Source organism: Aurantimicrobium minutum, assembly GCF_002355535.1.
Taxonomy (GTDB): Bacteria; Actinomycetota; Actinomycetes; order Actinomycetales; family Microbacteriaceae; genus Aurantimicrobium; species Aurantimicrobium minutum.
This window is the reverse complement of the sequence record NZ_AP017457.1, coordinates 139,383-164,059: the sequence shown is the minus strand read 5'-3', so window position 1 is coordinate 164,059 and position 24,677 is coordinate 139,383. Positions and strand designations below refer to the sequence as shown.

Below are 24,677 nucleotides of genomic sequence, written 5' to 3'. Positions count from 1 at the left end.
CTGCCCGTTCTTCTAACAGCGCAGTTGCCATAGTGAGCACTCCTTTGTAATCCTCGATAACCTAGAACAGATGCAGACAACTCCTTATTCCCGGCCAGAATTTGACCCATATGGGTCAAACGATGTTCCCGAGGACACAACCGCGCACTGGAAAGCTCCTCAAGCTAGGTCACCAGTAGTTGGGTCACTGCAAATCCCAGGTTCGAAGTCACTGACAAACCGTGAGCTTGTGCTTGCCGCTCTAGCAAATGGGCCTTCGATTATTCATCGCCCGCTGCATTCACGCGACAGCAGACTCATGATTGAAGCTCTCAGGTCACTTGGAACAACTATTGAAGAGGTTCCTGGCGACGGTGCTTTCGGCTCAGATTGGAAAGTCACCCCAGGAGAACTCACCGGCTCAACAACGATTGATTGCGGTCTAGCCGGAACTGTCATGAGGTTTTTGCCTCCGGTGGCTTCCCTCGCACTCGGTCCCACAACTTTTGATGGTGATGAGGGTGCGCGCAGACGCCCCATGGCAACCACCATCTCCTCTCTCAAAGCGCTAGGCGTTGATGTTGCCGATGAGGGTCGTGGCTCTTTGCCCTTTACTGTGCACGGAACTGGTTCGGTTACGGGTGGAAAACTCACCATAGATGCTTCCAGTTCCAGCCAATTTGTCTCGGGTTTGCTTCTCTCCGCAGCGCGCTTTGAGCAGGGCATAGACCTCTCCCATTCTGGTGAGCGCCTGCCAAGTCTTCCCCACATCGAGATGACTCTCGAGGTTCTTCGGAAGCGCGGTGTTCAGGTAGAGAACCCCGAGGTTGGCCACTGGATGGTGAAGCCTGGCCCTATCTCTGCTGTTGATGTTCAGATCGAGCCCGACTTATCCAACGCTGCACCATTTCTTGCTGCCGCTGTTGTGACCGGGGGAAGTGTCACCATCTCTGGCTGGCCTGAGCACACTACGCAGGTGGGTAATGACCTGCTGGAAATCCTGCCACTTTTTGGTGCACAAGTTACACGGGAGGGTGAGAAAGTTACTGTCACAGGAGGTGTTGATGCATCTGGCAAACCGGTCATTTCGGGCATCACTCTCGATCTCACAACAGGCGGTGAATTAGCGCCAGCTATTGTCTCAATAGCTGCATTAGCCTCAAGCCCCAGCACGATTACCGGCATTGGCCACATTCGCCACCATGAGACGGACCGTTTAGCAGCCTTGGCAACAGAGATAACCAAACTTGGTGGCAAAGTCTCTGAGCTAGAAGATGGCCTTCACATTGAACCTGCGCATCTCCATGGTGGGGTGTGGCACAGCTATGAGGACCACCGCATGGCAACCTCGGGAGCCATTATTGGCCTCGTGGTTTCAGGTGTTGAGGTAGAAAACATCGCTACAACGTCAAAGACCCTCCCTGAGTTCCCTGAGTTATGGTCGAGTCTTGTGGAGCCACAACGGCCATGAGTTGGTGGAGCTCCGACTCTGATGAAAGCTCGCTGAGTGAGCAATATGACGAATCCGATATTCGGATACGTCCCAACCCCAAAGCAAACAAACCTCGTACTAAGACTCGTCCAGACCATGCGGATGCTGTCCAAGGCATGGTGACTGGTGTTGATCGCGGGCGTTACACCGTACTAATAAATGAAGTACCCGTCACCTGTTCTCGAGCCCGTGAGCTGAGTAAAAACGCCATTGTGGTCGGCGACATCGTCAATGTTGTCGGAGATATAACAGGAGTTCATGGTTCCCTTGCACGCATTGTTCGTGTTGAGCCCAGAACAACTGTTCTTCGACGAAGTGCTGATGACACAGACGAGGTTGAACGTGTCATTGTTGCTAATGCAGATCAATTACTCATAGTTATCGCAGCCGCGAACCCAGAGCCACGGGTTCGCTTGGTTGATAGGTATCTCGTTGCTGCCTTCGATGCAGGAATTACGCCTCTATTGGTCGTCACAAAGTGTGACACAAACGACCCCAGCGAATTCCTCGCTAACTTTGAAAGCTTGAATATCCCCATCTTCCGGAGTGGAACTGACCAAGTTCCAGTTGAAGATCTCCAGAAAGCACTAGCTGGACACACCACTGTTGCCGTTGGGCACTCAGGTGTTGGAAAGTCAACATTGGTCAATGTTTTAGTCCCCGATGCCAAAAGAGCGACCGGTCACGTCAACGAGGTGACTGGCAGAGGTCGCCACACGTCCAGTTCAAGCATATGTTTCAAACTTGAGACACCGTTTGGTGACGGATGGATCATTGATACCCCTGGTGTGAGGTCTTTTGGGTTAGGGCACGTTAATCCAGACAAAATTTTGGGATCATTTGCTGATTTGGCAGAAATTGCCGAAGATTGCCCGCGAGGTTGTTCACATCTGGAGGATGCGCCGGATTGTTATCTCAACGAGTCACTATCAAGTGGAATACTTGGAAAGAATGGCGCTCAAAGAATTGATTCACTACAACGTCTATTGTTGACGTTCAAAGCAAATTAGTCATCGGGGAAATATGAAAGTTTTAGTTACAGGTGGCGCTGGTTACATAGGTTCACATACTGTATTGGCGCTTATTGAAGCAGGCCATATACCTGTTGTCGTTGATAACCTCAGCAATAGCAGCTTCGAGTCGATAAAGCGTGTTGAACAAATAACTGAAACGTCTATTGAATTTCACGAAAATGATGTTTGTGATAAACAAGCTTTGAAGTCTCTTTTTTCAAAGGAAAAAATTGACGCAATCATTCACTTCGCAGGATATAAATCTGTCGGTGAATCGATTGCGAAACCACTCGCATATTTCGATAACAACCTTAATTCAACTCTTTCCTTACTTGAAGTAATTTATGCGGATTCTGACCCGAAAGCACCTAAATTTATTTTCAGCTCATCCGCAAATGTATATGGCAACCCTGAAGTATTGCCCGTAAGTGAAATCGCAAAAACCGGGGAGGGGATTACCAATCCCTATGGATATACAAAGTTCTTTTGTGAACAGATTCTCAAAGAGGTTTGCGTTTCAAATCCTGAATTCCAAGCAATAGCTTTGAGGTATTTCAATCCCATTGGCGCTCACCCCAGCGGAATAATTGGAGAGGATTCTCAAGAAACACCAAACAATGTTGCGCCGTATATTTGCCAGGTTGCTGCAGGAAAATTGAGCGAATTCTCAATTTTCGGTGATGACTATGACACTCCTGATGGAACTGGAATTCGAGATTACATTCATGTTATGGATTTGGCTGAAGGCCATGTCGCAGCGCTGAATTTCAATTCGAAAGGCTTCGAAGCCATAAATCTCGGCACAGGTACTGGGACGTCTGTTTTGGAACTTCATAGCGCTTTTGAAAAGGCTGCTGAACTAACAATTCCCTATAAATTCGCCCAAAGAAGAGAAGGGGATATTGAGTCCAGCTATGCAGATGTGGCAAAGGCACACCAACTGCTTAATTGGAAATCAAAACGAACAGTTTCAGACGGTTGCGCTGACGCATGGAGATGGCAATCACATAATCCTGATGGATACGGAAAGAATTAAGCCAAGTACTCCGTTAGTCTTTCGCCCCAGGAAGCTGGGGAAAATCCTGTTTGCTCTAGTTTCGAGAGCGAAAGAACACTATTTAGAGGACGAGGGGCAATTCCTTCTTTTCCTGCATAGTATTCAGCCGTTGTGACTCCAGTGACGCGATTAGCGTCATGCCCTGTTAGCTCAAATACCTTCTGAGCAATGTCTGCCCAGCTTACTGGTTCACCTGAGTTCGTCATGTTGTAGACACCAAAAGGAGCTTTAGATTCAAGTAAGTGTCTGCTAGCAGATGCGAGATCAGCTGTGAAAGTGAGTCGACCTATTTGGTCATTGACCACACTGGGGTTTATTCCTTTTTCAGCTAGGGAAGCCATGGTGCGAACGAAGTTGTTACCTTCTCCGATAACCCAGCTTGTTCTGAGGATGTAGTGGCGAGGTGTGGTTGCCACAGCAGCATCACCTGCAGCCTTCGTTTGCCCATAAACACCCAACGGGCAAAGTGCATCAGTTTCGGTGTACTCCCCTTGCTTTGTACCATCAAAGACATAGTCGCTAGAGACGTGAACAAGAGTGACCGAATGAGCACTGCAATACTTGACGAGTTCTGAAACACAGCTGACGTTTGTTGCCCACGCATTCTGCCGACCTTCAGGTGTCTCCGCAGCATCAACAGCAGTGAACGCAGAGGCATTGATGACTGTTTCAAAAGAATTCCAATCCACCGCTGACAGAGACGCAGGATCTGAAACATCAATTTCAGTTCTGCTAGCGAATTCCGCATCGGGAAATTCTTTCCTCAATGCAAGACCAAGTTGTCCATTTGCCCCGAGAATGAGTGTTTTCTTAGGTTTCATAGGGACAACATCTGCAAGGCGAGGATGCGCTTGATCCTTCTCAGAAAGCAGTGCGTTCTCCAGCGGAATAGGCCACTGAATAGCAGCCGTTTCATCAGCCAGGTTTAAGAATGTGTATTCAGCTGTGGGGCTCCAGTGATCATTGACAAGATAAACATATGCGGTGTCAGCCTCAAGAGTTTGGTAGGAGTTGGCCACGCCTCTTGGCACAAAGATTGCTTTGGAGGGATCTAATTCAGCAGTAAACACCGCTCCAAAAGTTTCACCTTCACGAAGGTCAACCCAAGCCCCAAATATTTTTCCAGTTGCAACCGAAACATATTTGTCCCAAGGCTCAGCGTGAATTCCGCGAGTTGTTCCGATCTCGTCATTGAACGAGATGTTGTTTTGAACCGGTCCTAGATCCGGAAGGCCTAGTGCGAGCATTTTCTCGCGTTGCCAGTTTTCTTTAAACCAGCCTCGAGAGTCACCGTGAACAGGTAAATCGAGTATCAAGAGACCGGGGATGCTGGTCTCTTGAATCGAGAGTGATTTACCAAACTCAGTCATTTACTGACCCTTAGTGGCATAGAACGCTTCTGTTGCGTCCTTGGTTGGCGCCCACCATGCTTCGTTGTTTTTGTACCACTCAATAGTTGAAGCTAGACCTGATTCAAAGTCAGCATGTGAGGGCTTCCACCCCAGCTGAGTGCGTAGCTTGGTTGAGTCAATGGCGTAACGAAGGTCGTGACCTGCTCGATCGGTTACGTGGTCATAGGCGTCAGCAGGCTGTCCCATTGTGGTGAGAATAAGTTCAACAACTTCTTTGTTGTTCTTTTCCCCATCTGCACCGATGAGATAGGTCTCTCCGATTACACCTTTATCAACAATTGTCATGACAGCACTGGAATGATCATCGGCGTGGATCCAGTCGCGGACGTTCTCCCCTGCGCCATAAAGCTTTGGTCGGATTCCACGGATGACGTTTGTAATTTGACGAGGAATGAACTTCTCAACGTGTTGGTAGGGACCATAGTTGTTGGAACAGTTGGAGATTGTTGCGCGAACGCCAAAAGAGCGAACCCATGCACGGACAAGAAGGTCACTTCCTGCCTTAGTTGAAGAGTAGGGGCTGGAGGGGTTGTAAGGAGTTGATTCGCTGAACCGTTCGGGGTCATCGAGTTCTAAATCGCCATAAACCTCATCTGTGGAGATGTGGTGAAGTCTGGTGTCGAACTTACGTGCTGCTTCTAGCAGCGTGTAAGTACCAATGATGTTGGTCTCAAGGAAAGGACGTGGATTATCTAGGGAGTTGTCATTGTGAGACTCTGCCGCGTAGTGGACTACTGTGTCGTTCTTGCTGAAAAGTTCGTCAACTAACTCAGCGTCGCGGATGTCTCCGTGTACAAAGTTGAATCTGTTGGAAGGAAGGTGCTCCAAGGATGCCTTGTTGCCTGCGTAGGTGAGGGCGTCTAGAACAGTAACCTCATGGTCGGTGTTGTCCATGAGATAGTGCACAAAGTTTGAACCAATAAAACCTGCACCACCAGTGACCAGAATCTTGCTCACAAAAACACCTCAACAAACTAATTTCAATGTGAAGACCAGTTTATCTGGCTTGTTAGCGGTAGCGGAGATTACACATGGCTAATACGCTTGGTGCATGAGCACACGACTTGAAGCTGGACAAACTGCACCCTCCTTTACCCTTCCCGATCAGGATGGCAAATCTGTCAGTCTGAGCGACTTTGCTGGGAAGAAAGTTATCCTCTACTTCTACCCTGCCGCTTCCACTCCAGGCTGCACCAAGCAGGCATGTGATTTCCGTGACAACCTAAGTCAACTTGCAAACAAGGGGTATGTCGTACTCGGAGTTTCCAAAGACCCACTCTCCAAGCTCAAGAAGTTTGAAACTACTGAAAGCTTGACCTTTCCCCTCCTGAGTGATCCAGAGCTCACTGTTCACAATGCATACGGAACCTATGGCGAGAAATCGATGTATGGAAAGACCGTTATGGGAGTCGTCCGCTCGACGTTCGTGATCGATGAGTCAGGAAAAATTGAGCTTGCTCTGTATAACGTCAAAGCAACCGGTCACGTAGCCTCGCTTATGTTGAAACTAGGTATGTGAACAACTATCCGCCATACTGATAACAGCCCATTTCCTCTGCTCGAAAGTCTGATAAAGATGTCACAAGACATCGAAAGTTATGAACACAAACTCGCGACTTCAATTCGCGCTTTTCGCAAGTCAAGAGGACTATCACAAGCAGATCTTGCGCTCAAAGCTGGTTTGGACAGAAAAACCATAAACCGAATTGAAAACGGGCATTATTCTCCGACAATGTCTAACTTCTTCAGCATTTCTCAGGCCTTAGAAGTAGATCCCCAAGATCTCCTTGCCTCAAAATGTCTGTAGTTCAGACTAGTTTCCCTTCCTAAGCCAATTGTGTGCACTTTACGCACTCAGGGACGCTATATTTGAGAGACAGTCATGGTACAAATAATGGGGGAATCGGTGGGCATCACGTCCATTTTGGAAAAACTAGACCACGCAGGGTGCGGTTATACAATCGACTCCTTCAAAGTTGGCCCTAATCAGGACCGGGCAATACAGTGGGTGGCGGCTCGTCCTGTCCTCCCGGGAGAAGAACCAACCTGGCCGCCTATTGCTTCTGTACTCGAAGAACTTCCTGAAAGCCATGGGCTCGAAATGGGTCTCAGCAATTCGCATGGAAGAGTGAGCGAATGCCCTTTTCAACCGCACCTTTGCCAAGGTGAACACCTTGTTGCAAGTGGTGTTGGAGTGCTTAAGAGCTAGATTTTTTTTCGGGGGCCGAACGGACAATAACAGCCACAAATGTTGCTGTTGTCACGGTTGCAATAAAAGCGAGTAACCATCCAATCGGCTGCCATGCAGATAATCCTGCGATGAACGATGTTGCCAGAGCAAATTGGAGAATCTGCCAGGTAATGATCGCGCCTTTAGTCCATGCTTGATCTTTTAGCGTTCCAATACCTACAAACGCTAACCAGAAGGCGATCAGCAAAGTAATGACAATAATGACGATTGCCCCTGCTAGGTTTGTGGTTTTTTGGACGAATAGTTGTGAAAAGAAGTAAAAACCGCCTGCAAATACAATCAAAGACTCACATCCAACCAAAGCAGCCAGAAAAACAACTAGCGCGCTTCCCGGACGATTTTTTTGACTACGAGGACCTATTTCTAGGGGTTTTTCTTCCGAATTCATCTGAATCGCCTATTTTCTGTGAAAAAAGTCTTGACCTTAACTTGAAGGCGTGTAACCATTATCTAAGTCGATAAGCCCCCACGTCGAGGTGGGCAAGGCATTTTCGCTCTGGAAATGACCTTGGGACTGACTATCGGCAGTCATTCGAATCTAGTCCGAATGTTCTTTTGTCTTTTTTTAGCATGCCCACAAACAAGGAGTACCATCATGGATTGGCGTAACGACGCAGCTTGCCTCACGGTTGACCCAGAGCTGTTCTTTCCCGTAGGCAACACCGGCCCAGCCGTCGACCAGATCGACAAGGCCAAGGTCGTCTGCTCACGCTGCACCGTCACTGAAATGTGCCTCCAGTATGCCCTTGAGACCGGTCAGGACTCTGGTGTGTGGGGTGGACTCAGCGAAGACGAGCGTCGCGCCCTCAAGCGCCGAGCAGCACGCGCACGTCGGGCAAGCTAACTCAAGTTTAACAAAGAATGGATCCTGTTTACAGGAGACATTCTTATTTAATCAACTACCCGCACTTTGCAAGGACTAAGGCTTCATTGAGATAGGCAGTAAATGCTTCATTACCGTGACCAGCGGTTGCTTTCATTTTTTCTTCCGTTGCAACAGCCATTCCAAAGAAGGTTTCTATACCCCGACAGTCTCCGCTCTGGGTCATTTGATCAATTTCAGATTGGAGACCAGGACTATAGTCGGCCCAGATAACCTCGGTTCTAGTTTCTGGCGTGGAACTTCCTGTGCCTCCGGAACTACTTGGAATCGGAGTTGGTGAAGTCACTGCAGCTTCTTCTGCAGAAATAGTCTTTGTCGGATTTTGCTCCACACCTGAGCTGCCGGGCTTTACTCCGCAACCGCTTAAAGCAAATAAGAGTGGTAAAGCAAGAATGATTGAAAAAATCTTTTTCACATCTGAAAACTAACAGTATTGCCCTGAAAACACGCTGTGTGACCTACCGAAAACATCACTTCAACGACTTTTGGAGCATTACTGTTCCAAGCCACCTATCAAACTTGAAACCAACGCGCCCCATGCGCCCAATTTCTTTGAATCCAAAGTCTTCATGCAGTTTGAGGGAGGCTTCAGCCCCACCGTCCGCGATGACGGCAATCATTTCTTTGAGGCCAACCTGTTCAGAACGTGAAATCAGTTCTTTCATGAGTGCTTTGCCTAAACCTTTTCCTGTAGACGCCGCCCTGAGGTAAACAGAGTTCTCCACGGTGAATCTGTAGGCACGTTTTTGCTTCCAAGGAGTCACGAGTGCGTAACCAAGGACTTGGTGCCCCGGGGACACAGCAACAATGAAAGGCATATTGAGCTTCTGAAGATAGGCAAACTTTTTCTTCCACGCAGTCAAGCTCATTTTGTTTTCATCGAAAGTCACCACGGAGTTCATGACGTAGTAGTTATAGATTTCCTGAATGTCAGGAAGGTCGGACTCTCGGGCTTCTCTGATTTCAAAAGAGAAAGGCGCCTCAGGCTCCGGCTTCTTTTGAAGATGCCGTGGCAACTGCCGCGGTTTGAGATATTCCTCTGGAAGCACGAGCCCAGCCTAACCGACTAGAACAACGCTGAATAGCTTGGCAACGCCCAATCGATGGGCGTCTGGCCAAGCTCTTCAAGAGCTTTGTTGACTTTGCTGAATGGCCGAGATCCGAAGAATCCTCGCGAAGCAGACAACGGGCTGGGGTGAACAGATTCAATAAGTACTGATTTGTCCAGATAATGCTTTGCAGATATCGCGTCGTTGCCCCATAAGACTGCGACGAGCGACTTATCTTTTCTGTTGTTGAGAGTAGATAAAGCTTGTGCCGTGACTTCTTCCCACCCAATTCCGCGATGAGACCCGGCTGTACCGGATTCAACCGTGAGGACTCTGTTCAAGAGCATGACGCCCTGCTCAAACCAAGGGGTGAGGTCACCATTGGATGGCTGGGGGCACCCAATATCTGTCTGAAGCTCTGTGAATATGTTCCTCAAGCTACGAGGCAGTTGGCTTTGTTCTGGTGAAACCGAGAAAGACAACCCAACCGCATCTTCTGGCGTGGGGTAAGGATCTTGACCCAGGATCACAACCTTGACTAAATAAATAGGAATTGTGAACGCTCGCATTACGTTGTGTTGCTTAGGAAAGAACGTTCTACCTTGATCTAGGTCACCTGTAAGTCGTGATTGGATCTCAAGTAGAACTGGTTGGACAGACTGAAGTGGCTCAACCCAACTCTGATGAATATCCCCTGATTGGGCTAATTCCTCAAGATTGAGGCTGAGAGTCATCTTTGTGTTCTGTTGAATGCCCTGAGTGGGAATTTTGGTGAGCTTGGTGATCAAGACTTCGCTTGTGAACGCTCTGAACTTTCTCTGTGAGATAGGAAATTACGGTGGCCGTCGTAGCACCAACGATGATCATGCCACCAAGCATGAGCAATGAGGCGTAAATGCGGCCAAAGATGGTGACCGGGACCATGTCACCATAACCCACAGTCGTAATGGTTTCGATTGCCCACCAGACTGCATCACCATAGCTGGTGATGCTTGCCCCTGGTGCTCTACGTTCTGCACCATACACAGCGAGGGACAAGACGTAGATATACATCAAGGCAAACGATGCAGCATAGGCGACCAAACGAGCTCGAACAGAAGAACCCTGCTTTCCTCTAAACCAACGCAGTCGCGATAAATACATCAAAAGAAGGAAAGGTCTTGTGAATGGGATTGCCATAGAAATGAGGTCAATGACGTTGCGCTTGAAGAAGACCCGCTTGTCGTTCGACAGTGTGAGACGAACGAAATAGTCAATGATGAAGGTAACCCAGATAATTCCGAGCATCACAAGGATGTACTTGTCTATTCCCTGAGTAAAGACCTCATCGTTAAGAATGAGCACGGAGTAACCAAGAAGAAAGATAAAGGACAGGAAGATGAAGGGAAGCGTGGTGTATTTCTCCCACGTGATCTCTTTAGGGCTTCGTGTGTCTTCCACCAACATGCCGTCTGCGTTCATTACCAGTGGCTTGGGACTCTTTTCCATAGTTCTAGGCTAGTAAATATGAGCACACAACGGGTCGCGTTATGGGATAACGCCCGTTTTGGTGCCATTGCTTTGATGGTTGCTGGCCACACTCTCACCAAGATGGTGGGAGAAAATGATGCCGCATTTACTCTTTACGTCTTTATCTACGCCTTCCATGTCCCTGTGTTTGTTGCTGTTTCTGGTTACTTCACGAAGGGAACAGCACCAGATGACAACAGAATCAGATCAGTCTTCACAGACATTCTTGTTCCGTATCTCATCTTTGAAGTCATTTGGTCAGTAGTCCTGTTTCTCTACAACGGCAACTTCCGGCTCGACGTGACTCGAGCGTCATGGACATTATGGTTTTTGCTTGCATTAGCTATTTGGCGCATTATTCTGCCCTACCTGGTTGCATTGAAATATCCCCTGCTGATTAGCATCGTGATTTCCATCGCAGCAGGTTACTTCCCCATTGATCAAACTTTCTCCGCTGCACGTGTGTTAGGTTTCTTGCCCTTCTTCGTATTCGGCTGGCAGCTGCGTCAATGGAATCTTGGCGAGCGCTGGATGGCAATATGTTCCCAGTCCGTCATTCGCTGGCGCTTGGCAGCAACAGCTTTCATGTTGGCCGTTGCCGTTGCTATTTCGTTAAGCGTTCCTTTTTGGCGGGAAGTGCAAATCAGAAGCTTCATCACCTATGACGCAGGCTATGCGTCATTTGGCTACGACCAATGGTGGTCCGGCGCTGTGCGCCTTGCCGCCATGGTTGTAGCTGCAGGAATGATCATTGCTTTCCTTATTCTGATTCCTCGAGAACAAACCTGGTTTACGCAGTTTGGGCAAGCGACGATGTACGTGTACTTACTTCACACCTTCGTGCTCTACCCCTCACGTGAATACGGTGTTCTCGATGGAGAACGTCCCTTCTGGTACATCTTGCTTGCAGTCATTCTTTCGTTTGGGTTGACCGTTGCGTTGTCGACAAAACCGGTGGTCAAACTGTTCAAGCCTCTGGTTCAGCCCAACCTCAATTGGCTCTTTGTTACATCCCGTGACGCTTCCCGTTGAGTAGCTCTCTTTCTGGGCGTAACGTCAAAGCAAGTTTTGATTACCCCAAATAAGGAGCACACCATGAGTGACAACCAAGCCAACTGGAAGTTTGAGACCAAGCAGATTCACTCGGGCGCACAGCCAGACCCAGTAACTAACGCTCGTGCTACCCCGATTTACCAAACAACCTCTTACGTGTTCAACAACGCCGAGCACGCTAAGAACCTCTTTGCTCTGGCAGAGTTCGGAAATATCTACACCCGCATCCAGAACCCCACTCAGGACGTCGTTGAGCAGCGTGTAGCTGCTCTCGAAGGTGGAACTGCAGCACTGCTCGTTTCTTCAGGACAAGCAGCAGAGACCTTCGCTGTGCTTAACATTGCCGAGGCAGGTGACCACATTGTTTCTTCGAGCTCTATTTACGGTGGTACTTACAACTTGTTCAAGTACACCCTGGCCAAACTCGGTATCGAAGTTACCTTCGTAGAAAACCAAGATGATGCTGACGAGTGGCGTGCAGCCGTTCGCCCCAACACCAAGCTTTTCTTTGGTGAAACTATTGGTAACCCCCGTATCAACATCTTGGACATTGGACTTGTTTCCAAAGTTGCTCACGAAGCTGGTGTTCCACTCATCGTGGACAACACCATTGCTACCCCCTACCTGATCCGTCCTCTCGAGCACGGAGCTGACATTGTTGTTCACTCCGCAACCAAGTTCCTAGGCGGTCACGGAACAGTCATCGGCGGAATCATTGTTGACGGCGGAAAGTTTGAATGGTCTAAGAACGTTGAGAAGTTCCCTGGCCTGACAGAACCTGACCCCTCTTACCACGGTGCAAGTTACACAACCGTTCTTGGCGATTCGATTGCGTACATCATCAAGGCACGTGTGCAGTTGCTGCGTGACCTTGGTTCTTCTATCGCTCCTGCAAGTGCATGGCAGATTATTCAAGGAATTGAAACCTTGAGCCTGCGTATTGAACGTCACGTTGAAAATGCGACCGCTATTGCTCAGTGGTTAGAAGCACACCCCCAGGTTGCATCCGTCAACTACGCAGCATTGCCTTCAAGCCCGTGGTACACCGCAGCAAACCGATATGCCCCAAAGGGCGTTGGGGCAGTGCTCTCCTTTGAACTCAAGGGAGGAGTTGAAGCAGGTAAGGCATTTGTTGACAACTTGGATCTCTTTAGCCACCTTGCAAACATCGGTGATGTCCGCTCACTGGTGATCCACCCAGCTTCAACTACTCACTCTCAGCTCACTCCAGATCAGCAGCTCACCACTGGTGTGACTCCTGGATTGGTTCGCCTTTCTGTTGGACTCGAGAACATCGACGACCTCAAGGCAGACCTCGAGAAGGGTCTGGCCGCTGCGGCAGCACTCTAAAGAAACAACAACTTGAAACTCATTGGGTTTCGCATATCACTTGGCTCAGCCATGCAGTAGCGTCTACTGCATGGCTGAGCCTCTTGTTATTGAATCCACCACTGGCCACGTTAGGCATTTGCAACTTAACCGTGCCGAAAAAATGAATGCCGCCAATCGACAAATGCTCTCCGAGCTTTCTCTCGCCTACGCAGAAGCAGACCGCGACGACAATATCCGCGTCGTAGTTGTCTCTGCCGCAGGTGAACATTTCACAGCAGGTCTGGATCTCGCAGACGTTCTCGGAACTGCAAATGAGTCAGGTCTTCAGCTCACACCTGCTGGCGGGCTAGATCCCTGGGGCATCACCACTCAGCCTATTTCCAAGCCTGTTGTTGTGGCAGTTCAAGGAACCTGTCTCACTCTCGGTGTTGAGCTCATTTTGGCATCTGAACTTTCTGTTGCTGATGAGACAACGATCTTTGGTCAGTTGGAAGTCACGCGCGGAATCATGCCTTTTGGTGGCGCCACTACCCGCTTCCCAGCTCGTGTTGGGTGGGCCAACGCGTCTCGATATTTGCTAACTGGTGAAACGTTCAACGCAGAGGAAGCACTTCGTATTGGCCTCATCAATGAAGTAGTCCCTCGCGGAACACAGGTCGAGCGAGCAATGGAGCTTGCTGGACTGATTGCCGATCAGGCTCCCCTTGCTGTTCAAGCAACACTGAGGAATGCGCGAATGGCGCGAGCAGCAATTGAAATAGAAGCTTTGGGTGCATTGCCCCAGGAATTAGCAGGACTTCTCTCTAGCGAGGATTTCAAAGCGGGTGTTGCCTCCTTTGCGACGAGGTCAAAGCCCACGTTCTCAGGCAAGTAGGCTTAATGAACTATGGATTGGCAAGATTCCGCCGATAACCTGCCCTCAGGATTCATCACTGACGAGCAGGTTCGTTCTGTTGCCGGAAAACCTCCCGTCACAGGTGCTTGGCGCGATGGCGATGCACCTGGAAACCGACAGTTTGCCAATCTAGGCCCGTTTGATTTTGAATGTGGGGGCTCTCTTCCTCACGTTCGTATTGCCTACGAAACATGGGGAACCCTCAACGAAGATAAAGACAATGCAGTCCTGGTTCTCCATGCTCTCACCGGAGACAGCCATGTTGTGGGGCCCGCCGGAGGCGGTCACACCACAGCTGGCTGGTGGAATGAAGTTGTTGGCCCAGGTCTTGCCATAGACACTGACAAGTGGTTTGTTGTTGCACCCAATGTTTTGGGAGGCTGCCAAGGTTCTACCGGTCCAGCATCACTTGCACCGGACGGATACGAATGGGGCTCTCGTTTCCCCTACACAACAATCCGTGACCAAGCACGTGCCCAAGCTCTGTTCTCTGACGTGATTGGCATAGACAAGTGGGCTGCTGTTATAGGTGGTTCCATGGGGGGAATGCATGCACTCGAATGGGGTGCGATGTTCCCCGAGCGTGTAGAGCGTTTAGCGGTGCTTGCCGCACCACCAGCCACAAGTGCTGATGAAATAGCTCTCAACACCGTTCAGATTGAAGCAATCATGCTCGATCCCGCTTTCCGGGCAGGGCACTACTACGAAGCAGCCGATGGCGTGGGCCCGTATCGGGGCCTGGCACTGGCACGCAGAATTTCTTTCCAGAACTTCCGCACACCCGCTGAGCTCAATGAACGTTTTGATCGTTCATCACAAAGCGATATCAGTCCTTTAGGCAAGGGTGGCCGTTTTGCTGTGGCAAGCTATCTAGACTTCCATGGCAACAAATTCACTCGCCGCTTTGATGCCAACAGCTACGTCACCCTAGTTGAAGCCATGAACTCCCACGATTTGGGTCGTAATCGAGAAAGCATTGAATCAGTGCTGGAATCGATCACGATTCCCACACTGATTATTGGTATTGACAGTGACCGCTTCTTCCCTTTGGCTGGCCAACAACGACTTGCTGCTCATATCCCAGGAAACATCAACGGCGATGAGCCTGCGCTTTTGAAATCAGACTTTGGTCACGATGCATTCTTGATCGAGTCTGATTTTGTTGGAGAACAACTCAGCAGGTTACTTGCCGCCTAAGTGCGGGATTACAGCTTCGAGGTAAAGCCCCTGAGCCATGCTGTGAACTCGCCGCCTAGGTCATCTCGCTCACTTGCGAGCTCGACAATTGTCTTGAGATAAGACAGTCGGTCACCGGTATCAAAACGGCGGCCTTCAAAGACCAAGCCAATAACTGGTCCAGCTAATTCTGGGTGAGCTGCCATCTCATTCAATGCATCGGTTAGCTGGTATTCCCCGCCCAGACCGGGCTTAAGGTTCCTGAGCACCTCAAAAACGCCTGGTTGTAATACATAACGACCGATCACGGCAAAGTTCGAGGGCGCTGCTTCTGCTGATGGTTTTTCAACGAGCTCCGAGACTTCTACGACGTTGTCGTGACGATTTCCTGGCCGAACAATTCCGTACTTGTGAACGTCGCTTTCCGGTACTTCCATCAATGCAACAACATTTGCTTGCTGATTGTTGGCAATCTCAATCATGTCTGTGAGGAGAGTGCTGTTTGCTTCAATGAGATCATCACCGAGTAGGACAGCAAATGGTTCATTGCCGACAAAAGTTTCAGCTTTAGAAATAGCGTGGCCAAGGCCTAACGGATCTCCCTGACGCACGTAGTGCAAATCAGCAAGACCTGTTGCCTCTGCAACAACACCTAAGCGGTCTTTGTCACCTTTTTCAATAAGCAGGTTTTCAAGTTCGACGGCGCGGTCAAAATGGTTTTCTAATGCGTTTTTATGACGTCCTGTAATCATGAGGACATGTGCAAGACCTGCGCCAACAGCTTCTTCAACAACGTATTGAATTGCTGGCTTATCAACTACAGGCAGCATCTCTTTAGGCAAAGCTTTTGTTGCGGGAAGGAACCTAGTACCTAAGCCTGCTGCAGGAATAACTGCCTTGGTTATGTTGCTCACAATTCCACACTACCTGCGTGTATGTGAGGCAAGGACGTGGCTTTTGGCTTTGATTCATAAAGAATCCACACCGAAACTGCCAGAAGTACTACTTCCCCAATATTTCGTAGCGTAAGCAAGCTCAATTCAAGAGGTTGAACATTGAGCAGACCCGCATAGAGGTAAGGGTAAAAGCTTTGCGTTAGTGCTGCCAGTACGAGTGCAATAACTGCAGGGGCGACGAAGCGTGTGCGCTCCATCACTAGCCCGGCAATGATGGGAGCAGCAAGCCACCCAATGTATTGGGGTGAACCAACCTTATTGAAGACGATGAGGACCATTGTGAGTGCAAGTGCAACCGCGGGCAAAACATGGCTAGGACGTGAGCCCTTTCGATGAAGCAGCATTCCCCAGCCCAATATGCCCACGAAACCCAGAGCAATAAGGACCGAGGAAAGATCTGCGGCAATGTTTGTCCCTTCCCCCATTACTTGGAAAGTCAAAATCGCGTTGTCGTAGTAAACGGCATAACCTTCCTGCCCCAGCGCAGCAAGCCAGAGAAAAGGAGTTGCGAGAGGAGCTTCTATTTGTAGGCCCCGTGTGGTTTGTTGTCCAAGAAAACTGAACAGGTTACTTGCCCCACCCAGGATCACCGCAATGGCAACAATCACGCCAGAGGTGACCAAGACAGAGATAAAGACTGTTCTCCGACGATCAACGGCAACCAAAACTGCCGCGATGAGAGCCGCAGGAGAAACTTTAATCCATGTAGCAATAGTGAGTAATGCCCCAGCTAAAGCCGGACGTTGTAAAGCAGCAAGCAAACCAACAATTGCAAAGGGTGTGATGACTGAATCTAACCGCGCGACTGCGATAGGCCCTAACAGCAGCAAAAAGGCAAGCCACCACCACGCAGCCACGCGTTTTACCTGGTTACGGGTTGTCCCCCTTGATGAATAAAGCAAATACGCGAAGGCAGCAGCATTCAGAACTGTTACGAGAACTATCCAGCCCAAAGCGTATGCGCCCTGACCAGCAAGTAGGGGCAACATTATGGGAACTAACGCAAAGACTGGGTAAACCCACACAGTGTCGACGCCAATGGTTCCTGCGCCTTGAGCTGCCTGAGCAGCCCACATCTCATAGACGAAAGAGACATCTCCATATGGGACTGCTTCAGCAACATAGCCTTGCCACCCCAGCCACACACTGACCAAAACAAAAACCGCCCACAACAAGGGTGAGCTCCCCCAGATTCTTGGCTTCATAACTACGAAGTACTGCCCTGTGCTATGAGTTCGTGAACAACATGTGATACCTGATCAGCAATTTCTAGCGCAGGAAATGGACCCTGCTGTGCAGCACGAAGTCCTGCTTGACTATGAAGATAAACACCCGTAGCTGCGTACTCAGCTAGCTCCGTGAGATGCGGAACTCGATTGTGGCTATGCGTAGCAACAATGGCGGCAATGATTCCAGCTAGAACATCGCCTGTTCCCGCTGTGGCTAACCACGTTGTTGGTGATGTCACCCGAGTGATAAACCTGCCACCGGATTCAAGTTCTGGCGAAGCAATGATTGTTTCGAACCCTTTGAGAACGACCACGACACCGAGTTCATCAGCTGCCCGTGCTGCCCAGTCTTCATTGGAGTCTTCACCTTGAGGAACGAGTCGCTCCAGTTCGCCCTCGTGTGGAGTAATGACAGCTGGCGCAGATACTTTGTCCAATAAAGCCAGTCCGCCAGCATCCATGACCACGGGTTGCAACCCTAAACACGCACGAGCAAGATCTGGCAGCTCGGGATTGAAATATGGGTCTGACTCCATGCCAGAGCCGACGAGCCACGCGTCGACGGCCCCAGAAACAGTCACTGTTTCAGGCCGCCTGGACAAAACCAACGATGCAGGTTCTTTTTCGCCGAGGAATCTCACCATGCCAATGCCTGTGCGGTGGGCTGCCTCTACACCCAGAACAGCAGCACCTGGATAGGTCGCCGAACCTGTGACAACTCCGAGAACCCCATGTGAGTACTTGTTGTCTTGTGGCGTGGGAATACGAATGTGAGCAGCTGCGTCAGCCGCTCCCCATTCGCCGATATGTTCCATGTTCTCAGTCTTGTTCATTTGGGGAAGAACTACCAACGACGCGTAGCGTCGTTTACTTCGCCCACAAGTTCTTCAATGATGTCCTCGAGGAACAGCACACCTGTTGTTTCTCCATTGGCATCAACAACGCGAGCAATGTGGATCCCCGTGCGCTGCAGTTGAGCCAAGACATCTTCGAGGTCAGTGGATTCACTGACCGAAGCGAGCTGTCGAATCCGCTTGGTTTTGATGGGACCAGTGTGTGTTCCTGCTTCAGAAACGTCATCGTCATAGGTGAGCACGTCTTTGAGGTGGATATACCCAATTGGTTCGTGTTGTGCATCACTGATGACGTAGCGAGAGAAGCCATATTTTGCCACTGCTTGTTCAAGCTCACTGACCGTGGAACTTTCGCTCAGAGTGACGAGATTGTCCAGTGAAACTTTAATGTCTCCGGCTTTTTTGGTGGTGAATTCAAAAGCTGCAGAGAGAGTTCCTGAACTGTCGTCGATGGTTCCCTCACGAGTGGAGTGGGAAACAATGGTTGCCACCTCGTTGAGGGTAAACACACTGTTTGCTTCTTCCCTGGGTTGCACTTTGAACAGGCGGAGAACTCCGTTGGCTATTTCGTTCATCACCCAGATAACGGGCTTCACAACCCGAGCAATAAACACCAAGGGCGGGGCCAATAACAAGATGGCTTTGTCTGGAACTGAGAACGAGGCGTTCTTGGGAACCATTTCACCGAAGATCACGTGCAGGAACGTCACCAACACCAGGGCGATAGTGAAGCTAATGGCGGAAATCCAGCCTGGCGCCATACCAGTTCCAGAAAGTGCCAACTCCATGAGGTGGTGAATAGCAGGTTCTGACACGTTCAAAATAAGCAGCGAAGCAACCGTGATACCCAATTGGCTGGTTGCCAACATCAGGCTGACGTGCTCCATAGCATAAAGAGCTGTCTTTGCCGAAGCTTTGCCCTTTTGAGCAAGTGGTTCAATTTGAGAGCGCCTCGCAGAGATCACTGCAAACTCTGCAGCAACGAAGAAGGCATTGACGGCTAGAAGAACAACTAGCCAAATCAGTCCAGCCCAATCACTCATCGCTCTCACCGCCCTCCTTGGGAGGTAGTGGTGTGAAACGAAGACGATCAATGCGGCGTCCGTCCATGCGAACAACCTTGAACTCTCCTTCGGGAACTTGGACCGTGTCTCCTTGTTCGGGGATACGACCTAATTCACTCATGACGAAACCGGCTACGGTTTCGTAATTATCGTTTTCAGGAACGGTAATCCCAGCGCGCTCTTCGAGTTCATCTGGTCTCAGTGATCCTGGGAAAGAGAGATATTCAGCGGTGGAGACTACTCCTGCACGAGAACGGTCGTGCTCATCGGCGACTTCTCCCACGAGCTCTTCAACGAGGTCTTCGAGTGTGGCAATTCCTGCCGTGCCACCGTATTCATCGACAACCATGGCCATTTGAAGGCCCTTGCCACGTAATTCGGCCAAGAGTGCATCAAGAGACATCGTGTCTGGAACACGTAATGGCTCACTCATGAGTGCGGAGACGGGAACCTCGCTGCGTCGTTCTCGGGGCACTGAGATAGCGTTCTTGACGTGAACAACGCCAACGACATCATCGAGACTGTCTTCGGCCACGGGAAAACGGGAGAATCCCGTTTTCCGGGCCAACTCAAGAACTGCTCGAGCTGAATCTCCTGGTTCTAAAGATTCAATGCGCAAGCGCGGGGTCATGACGTCACTGGCGGAGAGCTCGCTGAATGCAAGAGTCTTGCCCAGCAGGGTTGCCGTATCAGCTTCCAGAGCACCCTCACTAGCTGACCGTCGCAGAAGTGAAGAGAGTTCCTCAGCAGAACGAGCCCCGGAGAGCTCCTCCTTGGGTTCTAAACCGAATCCTCGCAATACCGAATTGGATAATCCGTTGAGGAAAGCAATAACAGGTTTGAATAGAAACGTGAACGCGGTTTGAAAAGGGATAACTACTTTGGCAGTTGCTTGAGGAATTGCCAAGGCAAAGTTCTTCGGGACGAGTTCACCAATAATCATGGAGAGCACTGTGGCAATAACCACAGCACTCACACCTGCAACGGTTCTAATGACTGCCTCATTCCAGCCCAGTGCTGAAAGTGGCTGGAACAACAATGCAGAGAGTGCTGGTTCCATCAAGAAACCAGTGAGCAGCGTGGTGAGGGTGATACCTAGTTGAGCACTGGAAAGATGCGTTGACGTGATTGTCAGCGCCTTGATCGTCATGCTGAGACCTTTGACGCCTCGCTCCCTCTGCGCCTCAAGTTCAGGACGATCGAGATTGACCAGGGCAAACTCTGCTGCAACAAAGAAACCGGTTCCCACTGTCAGCAAAAGACCAAAACCGAATGCAATCCATTCGCTAGCCACCAAGACCACCACGCTCTCGGCGTGAGTGAGACAGAATTATGTCGTGGTTTCGGGCTCGCGGGGGGTCATCCATTGCACTTGTAGTTTAGCGAAGATGCTGAGTAAAGCCTCTCAACGTTGCTAAGACAGGTTTACAAACCTCAGAGGAACTTCAATAGACACATCAGTACCACCCTCAGGAGCTGGGCCCCATTCGATACTGCCACTGAGCTCGCCTTGGATGAGTGTTTTCACAATCTGTGTACCCAGGCCATCACCGATTTCACCTTCTGGTAGGCCCGTTCCGTTATCAACGATGTGAACGCTGAGAGCTTCATCAGTGCGGTTGGCTTCAATGATGACTGTTCCCTCACGGCCTGCAAGGCCGTGCTCAACTGCATTGGTCACTAGCTCTGTAAGAGCAAGTGCCAGCGGGGTGGCATATTCACTTGGCAGAACACCGAAGCTTCCAGAAAGTCTGGGGTGAACGGTGGTGCCATGAATGGCGGCAACTTCAGCGCTGAGCATCAGCACTCGGTTGAAGACATCATCGAAGTCCACATTTTGACTCAGGCCCTCAGACAACGTGTCGTGGACCACTGCGATCGAGGCAACGCGTCGCATTGCCTGGGTAAGTGCTTCACGTGCTTCGTCAGACTGTGTTCTGCGTGCTTGGATACGCAACAGCGATGCCACCGTTTGTAGGTTGTTCTTCACACGATGGTGAATCTCGCGGATGGTTGCATCTTTGGTGATGAGTTCCATCTCTTGATTTCGAAGCTCCGTGACATCACGGCAGAGCACAATCGCTCCGGTTCGCTCACCGAGGTGGCGAATAGGGATTGTGCGAAGAGAGATGGTTACTCCCCTGGCTTCAATATCTGCCCGCCACGGTGCACGACCGGTGACAACGACGGGTAATGACTCATCGACGTTGATTTTTCCGGTCAAAACACGAGTAGTGACCTCTGCGAGGGTTTCACCCTCGAGCTCATCATTAAAGCCGATGCGGTTGAAAGCAGAAAGTGCGTTGGGGCTGGCGAAGGTGACCACACCGTCGACATCCAGACGGATCAAACCATCTGTGGCACGCGGTGCACCACGCCTCGGTGAGGGTGCTGCATCTAAGTCTGGGAAATCACCTGTGGCAATCATGTCGAAGAGATCATTGGCGCAGGAATTGAAAGTCAATTCCTGCCTACTGGGAGAGCGACTCTCGGACAGATTTGTGTGAAGGGAGATGACAGCAATAGGGCTTGTTGGTGCCGGGTCGCTTGATCCCTGGCGGACACGTCGCACGACCGGAACGGCACGAACTCGTGTCGGGGTTTCTTCGTACCACGCAGGTGAAGAAGATTCGATAATGGCAGAAGTTTCATAGGCTTCACTGACCTGAGCACGCCACTCCGCTTTAATTTTTTGGCCCACAAAGTCGCGATAAAACAGTGTTGCCGAGCTAGAGGGGCGGGCATGTGAGACTGCAACGAAAGATCCGTCAGAGGTTGGTGCCCACAACACAATGTCGGCAAAGGCGAGGTCAGCGATGAGCTGCCAGTCACCAATAAGCATGTGAAGCCATTCAATATCGGCGGCTGAGCCAATTCCTTGGGCTTCCATGATGTTGCTGAGAGTCGACATACCTCTAGCCTAGAGTCATGCGTAAGAAGTGGTTGTGGCGGACACTAGCTGTTCTCGCCGGGATTGTGGTGGTGACTGTTGTGGCATTTACGGTAAGCCCTTGGCCCAGTGCTTTGATTATTCGCCAGGTGTTCCAAGATGGCGCGAAAAAAGTAGCGGCCATCATGGAACCCTATGCGCCCACCAGCGGTGTTGATTCAGTGCTTGATGTGCAATATGCCGAAGGCTCAACTGAGCCTTACGTCACACCATCGAGCTTTACGCAACTAGACGTGTTTTATCCCACTGGGACAACGGAACCGCTCGGAACCGTGATTTGGACTCACGGTGGCGCATGGATTTCAGGTAACAAGTCCAATGACCGCAGTTACTTTGAAATATTGGCTTCTAAGGGTTACACAGTTGTCGGGCTCAACTACACCTATGGGCCTGAAGCGCAGTATCCCACTGCAGTTTTTGAACTCAACCAAGCACACAAGTTTTTGCTGGAGAACGCAGACAAATTCCACATCAATCCTGATGCAATTGTGCTCGCTGGTGACTCTGCCGGTGCACAGCTCACCAGCCAACTGGCCACAATCATCACTAAAGCTTCCTATGCCGCTGGAATGAAGATCACTCCTGCTCTCTCACCGGAGCAACTCCAAGGTGTTGTTCTTAACTGTGGCGTATATGAAGTGACGTCACTTCTGGGACAAAAGGGAATCTTGGGCTGGGGTGATGACGCATCGCTGTGGGCCTACACAGGAGACCGAGATCTGGCTAACTCCGCAGCTGTTGCTGAAATGTCCACCATTCACCACGTGGATGGAAAGTTCCCGGCAACCTATATCTCTGGCGGTAATGCTGATCCACTCACGGCGGATAACTCTAAGCCTTTCGCTGCAAAGCTACAGTCACTAGGCGTGAACGTCACGGAGCTGTTCTGGCCGGATGACTACACACCGCCACTTCCGCATGAATATCAATTCAGGCTGAATCTTGATGCTGCTCAAACGGCATTGACGCAAACGCTTGCTTTCTTGGACGAGAGAATCGGTTCTTCTTCTGCCCAGTAACAGGCGCGCTGTGTGAAAGCACGCCAGCAATCTCAACAAACCTCTTGCGTAGCTTGCTCGTGTGAGCCGACATACTCAACAGTTTTCCACTTGCATAACTCGCATTTAGTGCTTTCTCATCCAGAGGGAGCTCGTAAACGTCATGCAGACCAGCAAAACGGCTCAGTGTTTCTGCCGCGTGAGAACTACCTCTGGGATCTAATCCAGGTCTGACCTTATTGACCACAATCAAACGCAGTGACTGCGGAAACAAGTCAACGAGGACATCGTGGGCACGGATAAACCTGGCAATACCCAGTGCATCAGCACTTGCAACCTCCACAATGCAATCAGCGTGTTTCAACACTGTGAGTGTTGCCGCGTTGCGCCGGGGCGCAAAGAGATCACTTGTGATCTCTTCATCTGTTTCCAGATTGAACCCCACATCAACAACCACCGCATCAAAAGTTTCTGTAGCGCAGGTCAACACCAGCTTCACCCGCTCTGCTGTGAGCTCAGGCCACCTGTCTGTTCTGGTTATCCCAGAGAGAACACGTAAGTCTCCTACTGAGGTTGACACGGGGTGAGTGAGGTTTTCTATGTCCTGTGCTGTGAGTGTCCCTGACTCTGCCAAGCGGCATGCTGCAGCAAAACCTGCAGCTTCATCGATGATGCCGAGTGTGGGAGCAATGGCTCCGCCATAGGTATCAGCATCAATCAGTAGCACTGATTGCCGCAATTCAGCTAGCTCAGCTGCCAGATTGATGGCAACGGTGGTTCGACCTGGTGCTCCCGTTGGCCCCCACACAGCAATGAGCAGGCTCATGAGCTCTTCCCGCGGGTTGGGACGAGGGAAAGAGCATCACCATTGGCTTGAGACTCTAGGAGAGCAGCAACCTTGTTTTGTGGGACCACGAGTTCGACCCGCACTCCCCCGTTAGATGCTGCCAAACCGGTTGCCTCGGTGATGTGTGCAATCTGAGCACCAGAGATGATGACAGATGGTGGGCCAAAGACGCCCTGCCCTACAGCCATCGATGCCCAGACATCCACTGAAGAGCCAACCACTGCTTCTGACGCAAGTGGAACGTCAAGCTGGACCACCACATTCGTGGTGGCAACATGCTTGGCTGTTCCCACTGCGCTGACCGGAACAAGCTCCCCAGCACCAACGGCTTTGGTGACCACAGATCCAGGGGTGAAGGCGTTTGCGGTGAGGTAGGAGGTTCCAGAGCTACCAAGCTTTACATCTGTGAGAACGAGGTCGTTCTTGTCGAGGACGTGGCCTGGTGTGAGCGTTTTTGAGGCAACATAGACTGCAGTGGTGCTCTCTGTTGCCGTGACGAGAGCAAAGCCCCCCAGTGCTGCGCCCACAACGAGCGCTAATCCGATGAAGAGTCGCATGTCGAGGCGACGTGTCTTTGTGTGAGTCATGAGAAGAATCTTCTCGAAAGCGTTCAAGTGCTCGAGAAAGTTATCCACAGATTGTTCTCTGCCAGGTTTTTGAGCGTCGTATTTTCCTAGT

The 24,677-nt window shown here is 50.4% G+C and carries 26 protein-coding genes; 11 read left to right on the top strand and 15 right to left on the bottom strand.

The genetic code is table 11. The annotated features are described in order from the left end of the window. Positions 1 to 70: 70 nt before the first annotated feature. The 3 genes from aroA to galE are packed head-to-tail and all read left to right on the top strand — an operon-like array spanning position 71 to position 3,520. A complete protein-coding gene (gene aroA, locus AUMI_RS00860; protein ID WP_096380279.1) occupies positions 71 to 1,450 on the top strand; it encodes a 3-phosphoshikimate 1-carboxyvinyltransferase in 1,380 nt (459 codons plus the stop codon). Next, the gene (rsgA, locus tag AUMI_RS00855) at positions 1,447 to 2,481 is read left to right on the top strand and encodes a ribosome small subunit-dependent GTPase A (protein ID WP_096380276.1); all 1,035 of its coding nucleotides are present in this window, start codon (positions 1,447 to 1,449) and stop codon (positions 2,479 to 2,481) included. Before aroA ends, rsgA begins: the two co-directional genes overlap by 4 nt. 13 nt (positions 2,482 to 2,494) lie before the next feature. Then, positions 2,495 to 3,520 carry a UDP-glucose 4-epimerase GalE gene (gene galE / locus AUMI_RS00850; protein ID WP_096380275.1) on the top strand — a complete coding sequence of 342 codons (1,026 nt, stop codon included), beginning with the start codon at positions 2,495 to 2,497 and terminating at the stop codon, positions 3,518 to 3,520. Here galE and AUMI_RS00845 read toward each other — a convergent pair. Both AUMI_RS00845 and rfbB read right to left on the bottom strand, forming a co-directional pair. Then, positions 3,517 to 4,911, bottom strand: coding sequence for a sugar nucleotide-binding protein (locus AUMI_RS00845; RefSeq protein ID WP_096380272.1), 1,395 nt, complete (start codon positions 4,909 to 4,911; stop codon positions 3,517 to 3,519). The two genes, galE and AUMI_RS00845, sit on opposite strands and share 4 nt — an antisense overlap. Then, on the bottom strand, positions 4,912 to 5,910 hold the full coding sequence (gene rfbB / locus AUMI_RS00840) for a dTDP-glucose 4,6-dehydratase (RefSeq protein WP_096380270.1): 999 nt from the start codon (positions 5,908 to 5,910) through the stop codon (positions 4,912 to 4,914). 94 nt (positions 5,911 to 6,004) lie between these two features. Here rfbB and bcp point away from each other — a divergent pair, with 94 nt between their 5' ends. Next, positions 6,005 to 6,472 (top strand): thioredoxin-dependent thiol peroxidase, encoded by a 468-nt coding sequence (gene bcp / locus AUMI_RS00835; RefSeq protein ID WP_096380268.1) that lies wholly within the window; start codon positions 6,005 to 6,007, stop codon positions 6,470 to 6,472. 57 nt (positions 6,473 to 6,529) lie between these two features. Continuing rightward, entirely contained in the window at positions 6,530 to 6,760 is a 231-nt protein-coding gene (locus tag AUMI_RS00830) for a helix-turn-helix transcriptional regulator (protein WP_096380266.1), read from the top strand. A 391-nt stretch (positions 6,761 to 7,151) separates the two neighbouring features. Here the strand turns inward: AUMI_RS00830 and AUMI_RS00820 are convergent, their stop codons facing one another. Beyond that, the gene (locus tag AUMI_RS00820) at positions 7,152 to 7,592 is read right to left on the bottom strand and encodes a hypothetical protein (protein ID WP_096380261.1); all 441 of its coding nucleotides are present in this window, start codon (positions 7,590 to 7,592) and stop codon (positions 7,152 to 7,154) included. A gap of 207 nt (positions 7,593 to 7,799) precedes the next feature. On the opposite strand from AUMI_RS00820, the gene AUMI_RS00815 reads away from it, so the two are divergent. After that, a complete protein-coding gene (locus tag AUMI_RS00815; RefSeq protein WP_096380259.1) occupies positions 7,800 to 8,048 on the top strand; it encodes a WhiB family transcriptional regulator in 249 nt (82 codons plus the stop codon). A gap of 55 nt (positions 8,049 to 8,103) precedes the next feature. On the opposite strand, the gene AUMI_RS00810 is transcribed toward AUMI_RS00815, so the two are convergent. From AUMI_RS00810 to AUMI_RS00795, 4 genes are read right to left on the bottom strand one after another with little or no spacing between them, the layout of a single operon-like run. Beyond that, the gene (locus tag AUMI_RS00810) at positions 8,104 to 8,502 is read right to left on the bottom strand and encodes an LptM family lipoprotein (protein ID WP_148664032.1); all 399 of its coding nucleotides are present in this window, start codon (positions 8,500 to 8,502) and stop codon (positions 8,104 to 8,106) included. Between the two features lie 55 nt (positions 8,503 to 8,557). Continuing rightward, positions 8,558 to 9,136, bottom strand: coding sequence for a GNAT family N-acetyltransferase (locus AUMI_RS00805; protein ID WP_096380254.1), 579 nt, complete (start codon positions 9,134 to 9,136; stop codon positions 8,558 to 8,560). 17 nt (positions 9,137 to 9,153) lie between these two features. Further along, a complete protein-coding gene (locus tag AUMI_RS00800) occupies positions 9,154 to 9,870 on the bottom strand; it encodes a uracil-DNA glycosylase (protein ID WP_096380252.1) in 717 nt (238 codons plus the stop codon). Continuing rightward, positions 9,848 to 10,624 carry a potassium channel family protein gene (locus AUMI_RS00795; RefSeq protein ID WP_096380250.1) on the bottom strand — a complete coding sequence of 259 codons (777 nt, stop codon included), beginning with the start codon at positions 10,622 to 10,624 and terminating at the stop codon, positions 9,848 to 9,850. Before AUMI_RS00795 ends, AUMI_RS00800 begins: the two co-directional genes overlap by 23 nt. 18 nt (positions 10,625 to 10,642) lie before the next feature. On the opposite strand from AUMI_RS00795, the gene AUMI_RS00790 reads away from it, so the two are divergent. From AUMI_RS00790 to metX, 4 genes are all read left to right on the top strand, one after another. Next, entirely contained in the window at positions 10,643 to 11,677 is a 1,035-nt protein-coding gene (locus tag AUMI_RS00790) for an acyltransferase family protein (protein ID WP_096380248.1), read from the top strand. Between the two features lie 63 nt (positions 11,678 to 11,740). Beyond that, positions 11,741 to 13,048 carry a bifunctional o-acetylhomoserine/o-acetylserine sulfhydrylase gene (locus AUMI_RS00785; RefSeq protein WP_096380246.1) on the top strand — a complete coding sequence of 436 codons (1,308 nt, stop codon included), beginning with the start codon at positions 11,741 to 11,743 and terminating at the stop codon, positions 13,046 to 13,048. A gap of 70 nt (positions 13,049 to 13,118) precedes the next feature. After that, positions 13,119 to 13,904 carry a crotonase/enoyl-CoA hydratase family protein gene (locus AUMI_RS00780; protein ID WP_096380244.1) on the top strand — a complete coding sequence of 262 codons (786 nt, stop codon included), beginning with the start codon at positions 13,119 to 13,121 and terminating at the stop codon, positions 13,902 to 13,904. A 12-nt stretch (positions 13,905 to 13,916) separates the two neighbouring features. After that, positions 13,917 to 15,122: a homoserine O-acetyltransferase MetX gene (gene metX, locus AUMI_RS00775; protein WP_096380242.1), complete on the top strand. Its 1,206-nt coding sequence runs from the start codon at positions 13,917 to 13,919 to the stop codon at positions 15,120 to 15,122. Between the two features lie 8 nt (positions 15,123 to 15,130). Here metX and galU read toward each other — a convergent pair whose 3' ends face one another. From galU to AUMI_RS00745, 6 genes are all read right to left on the bottom strand, one after another. Then, the gene (galU, locus tag AUMI_RS00770) at positions 15,131 to 16,018 is read right to left on the bottom strand and encodes a UTP--glucose-1-phosphate uridylyltransferase GalU (RefSeq protein WP_096380240.1); all 888 of its coding nucleotides are present in this window, start codon (positions 16,016 to 16,018) and stop codon (positions 15,131 to 15,133) included. Continuing rightward, positions 16,012 to 17,232 (bottom strand): glycosyltransferase 87 family protein, encoded by a 1,221-nt coding sequence (locus AUMI_RS00765; protein WP_231951767.1) that lies wholly within the window; start codon positions 17,230 to 17,232, stop codon positions 16,012 to 16,014. The genes galU and AUMI_RS00765 overlap by 7 nt, the downstream gene beginning before the upstream one ends. 32 nt (positions 17,233 to 17,264) lie before the next feature. Further along, complete coding sequence (locus AUMI_RS00760; RefSeq protein WP_096380236.1) at positions 17,265 to 18,101, bottom strand: ADP-dependent NAD(P)H-hydrate dehydratase; 837 nt, start codon at positions 18,099 to 18,101, stop codon at positions 17,265 to 17,267. Positions 18,102 to 18,130: 29 nt separating this feature from the next. After that, complete coding sequence (locus tag AUMI_RS00755) at positions 18,131 to 19,183, bottom strand: hemolysin family protein (protein ID WP_096380234.1); 1,053 nt, start codon at positions 19,181 to 19,183, stop codon at positions 18,131 to 18,133. Then, positions 19,176 to 20,507, bottom strand: a complete 1,332-nt coding sequence (locus AUMI_RS00750; protein ID WP_425338941.1) for a hemolysin family protein — start codon at positions 20,505 to 20,507, stop codon at positions 19,176 to 19,178. The genes AUMI_RS00755 and AUMI_RS00750 overlap by 8 nt, the downstream gene beginning before the upstream one ends. A 111-nt stretch (positions 20,508 to 20,618) precedes the next feature. Beyond that, positions 20,619 to 22,115 carry a sensor histidine kinase gene (locus AUMI_RS00745; protein ID WP_096380231.1) on the bottom strand — a complete coding sequence of 499 codons (1,497 nt, stop codon included), beginning with the start codon at positions 22,113 to 22,115 and terminating at the stop codon, positions 20,619 to 20,621. Between the two features lie 17 nt (positions 22,116 to 22,132). Between AUMI_RS00745 and AUMI_RS00740 the strand changes: the two genes are divergently transcribed. Beyond that, on the top strand, positions 22,133 to 23,173 hold the full coding sequence (locus AUMI_RS00740; RefSeq protein WP_096380230.1) for an alpha/beta hydrolase: 1,041 nt from the start codon (positions 22,133 to 22,135) through the stop codon (positions 23,171 to 23,173). Here the strand turns inward: AUMI_RS00740 and AUMI_RS00735 are convergent. Beyond that, a complete protein-coding gene (locus AUMI_RS00735; protein WP_096380227.1) occupies positions 23,085 to 23,978 on the bottom strand; it encodes a CpaE/TadZ family protein in 894 nt (297 codons plus the stop codon). The genes AUMI_RS00740 and AUMI_RS00735 overlap by 89 nt on opposite strands. Further along, positions 23,975 to 24,586 (bottom strand): SAF domain-containing protein, encoded by a 612-nt coding sequence (locus AUMI_RS00730; RefSeq protein ID WP_172418218.1) that lies wholly within the window; start codon positions 24,584 to 24,586, stop codon positions 23,975 to 23,977. The genes AUMI_RS00735 and AUMI_RS00730 overlap by 4 nt, the downstream gene beginning before the upstream one ends. Positions 24,587 to 24,677 lie beyond the last annotated feature (91 nt).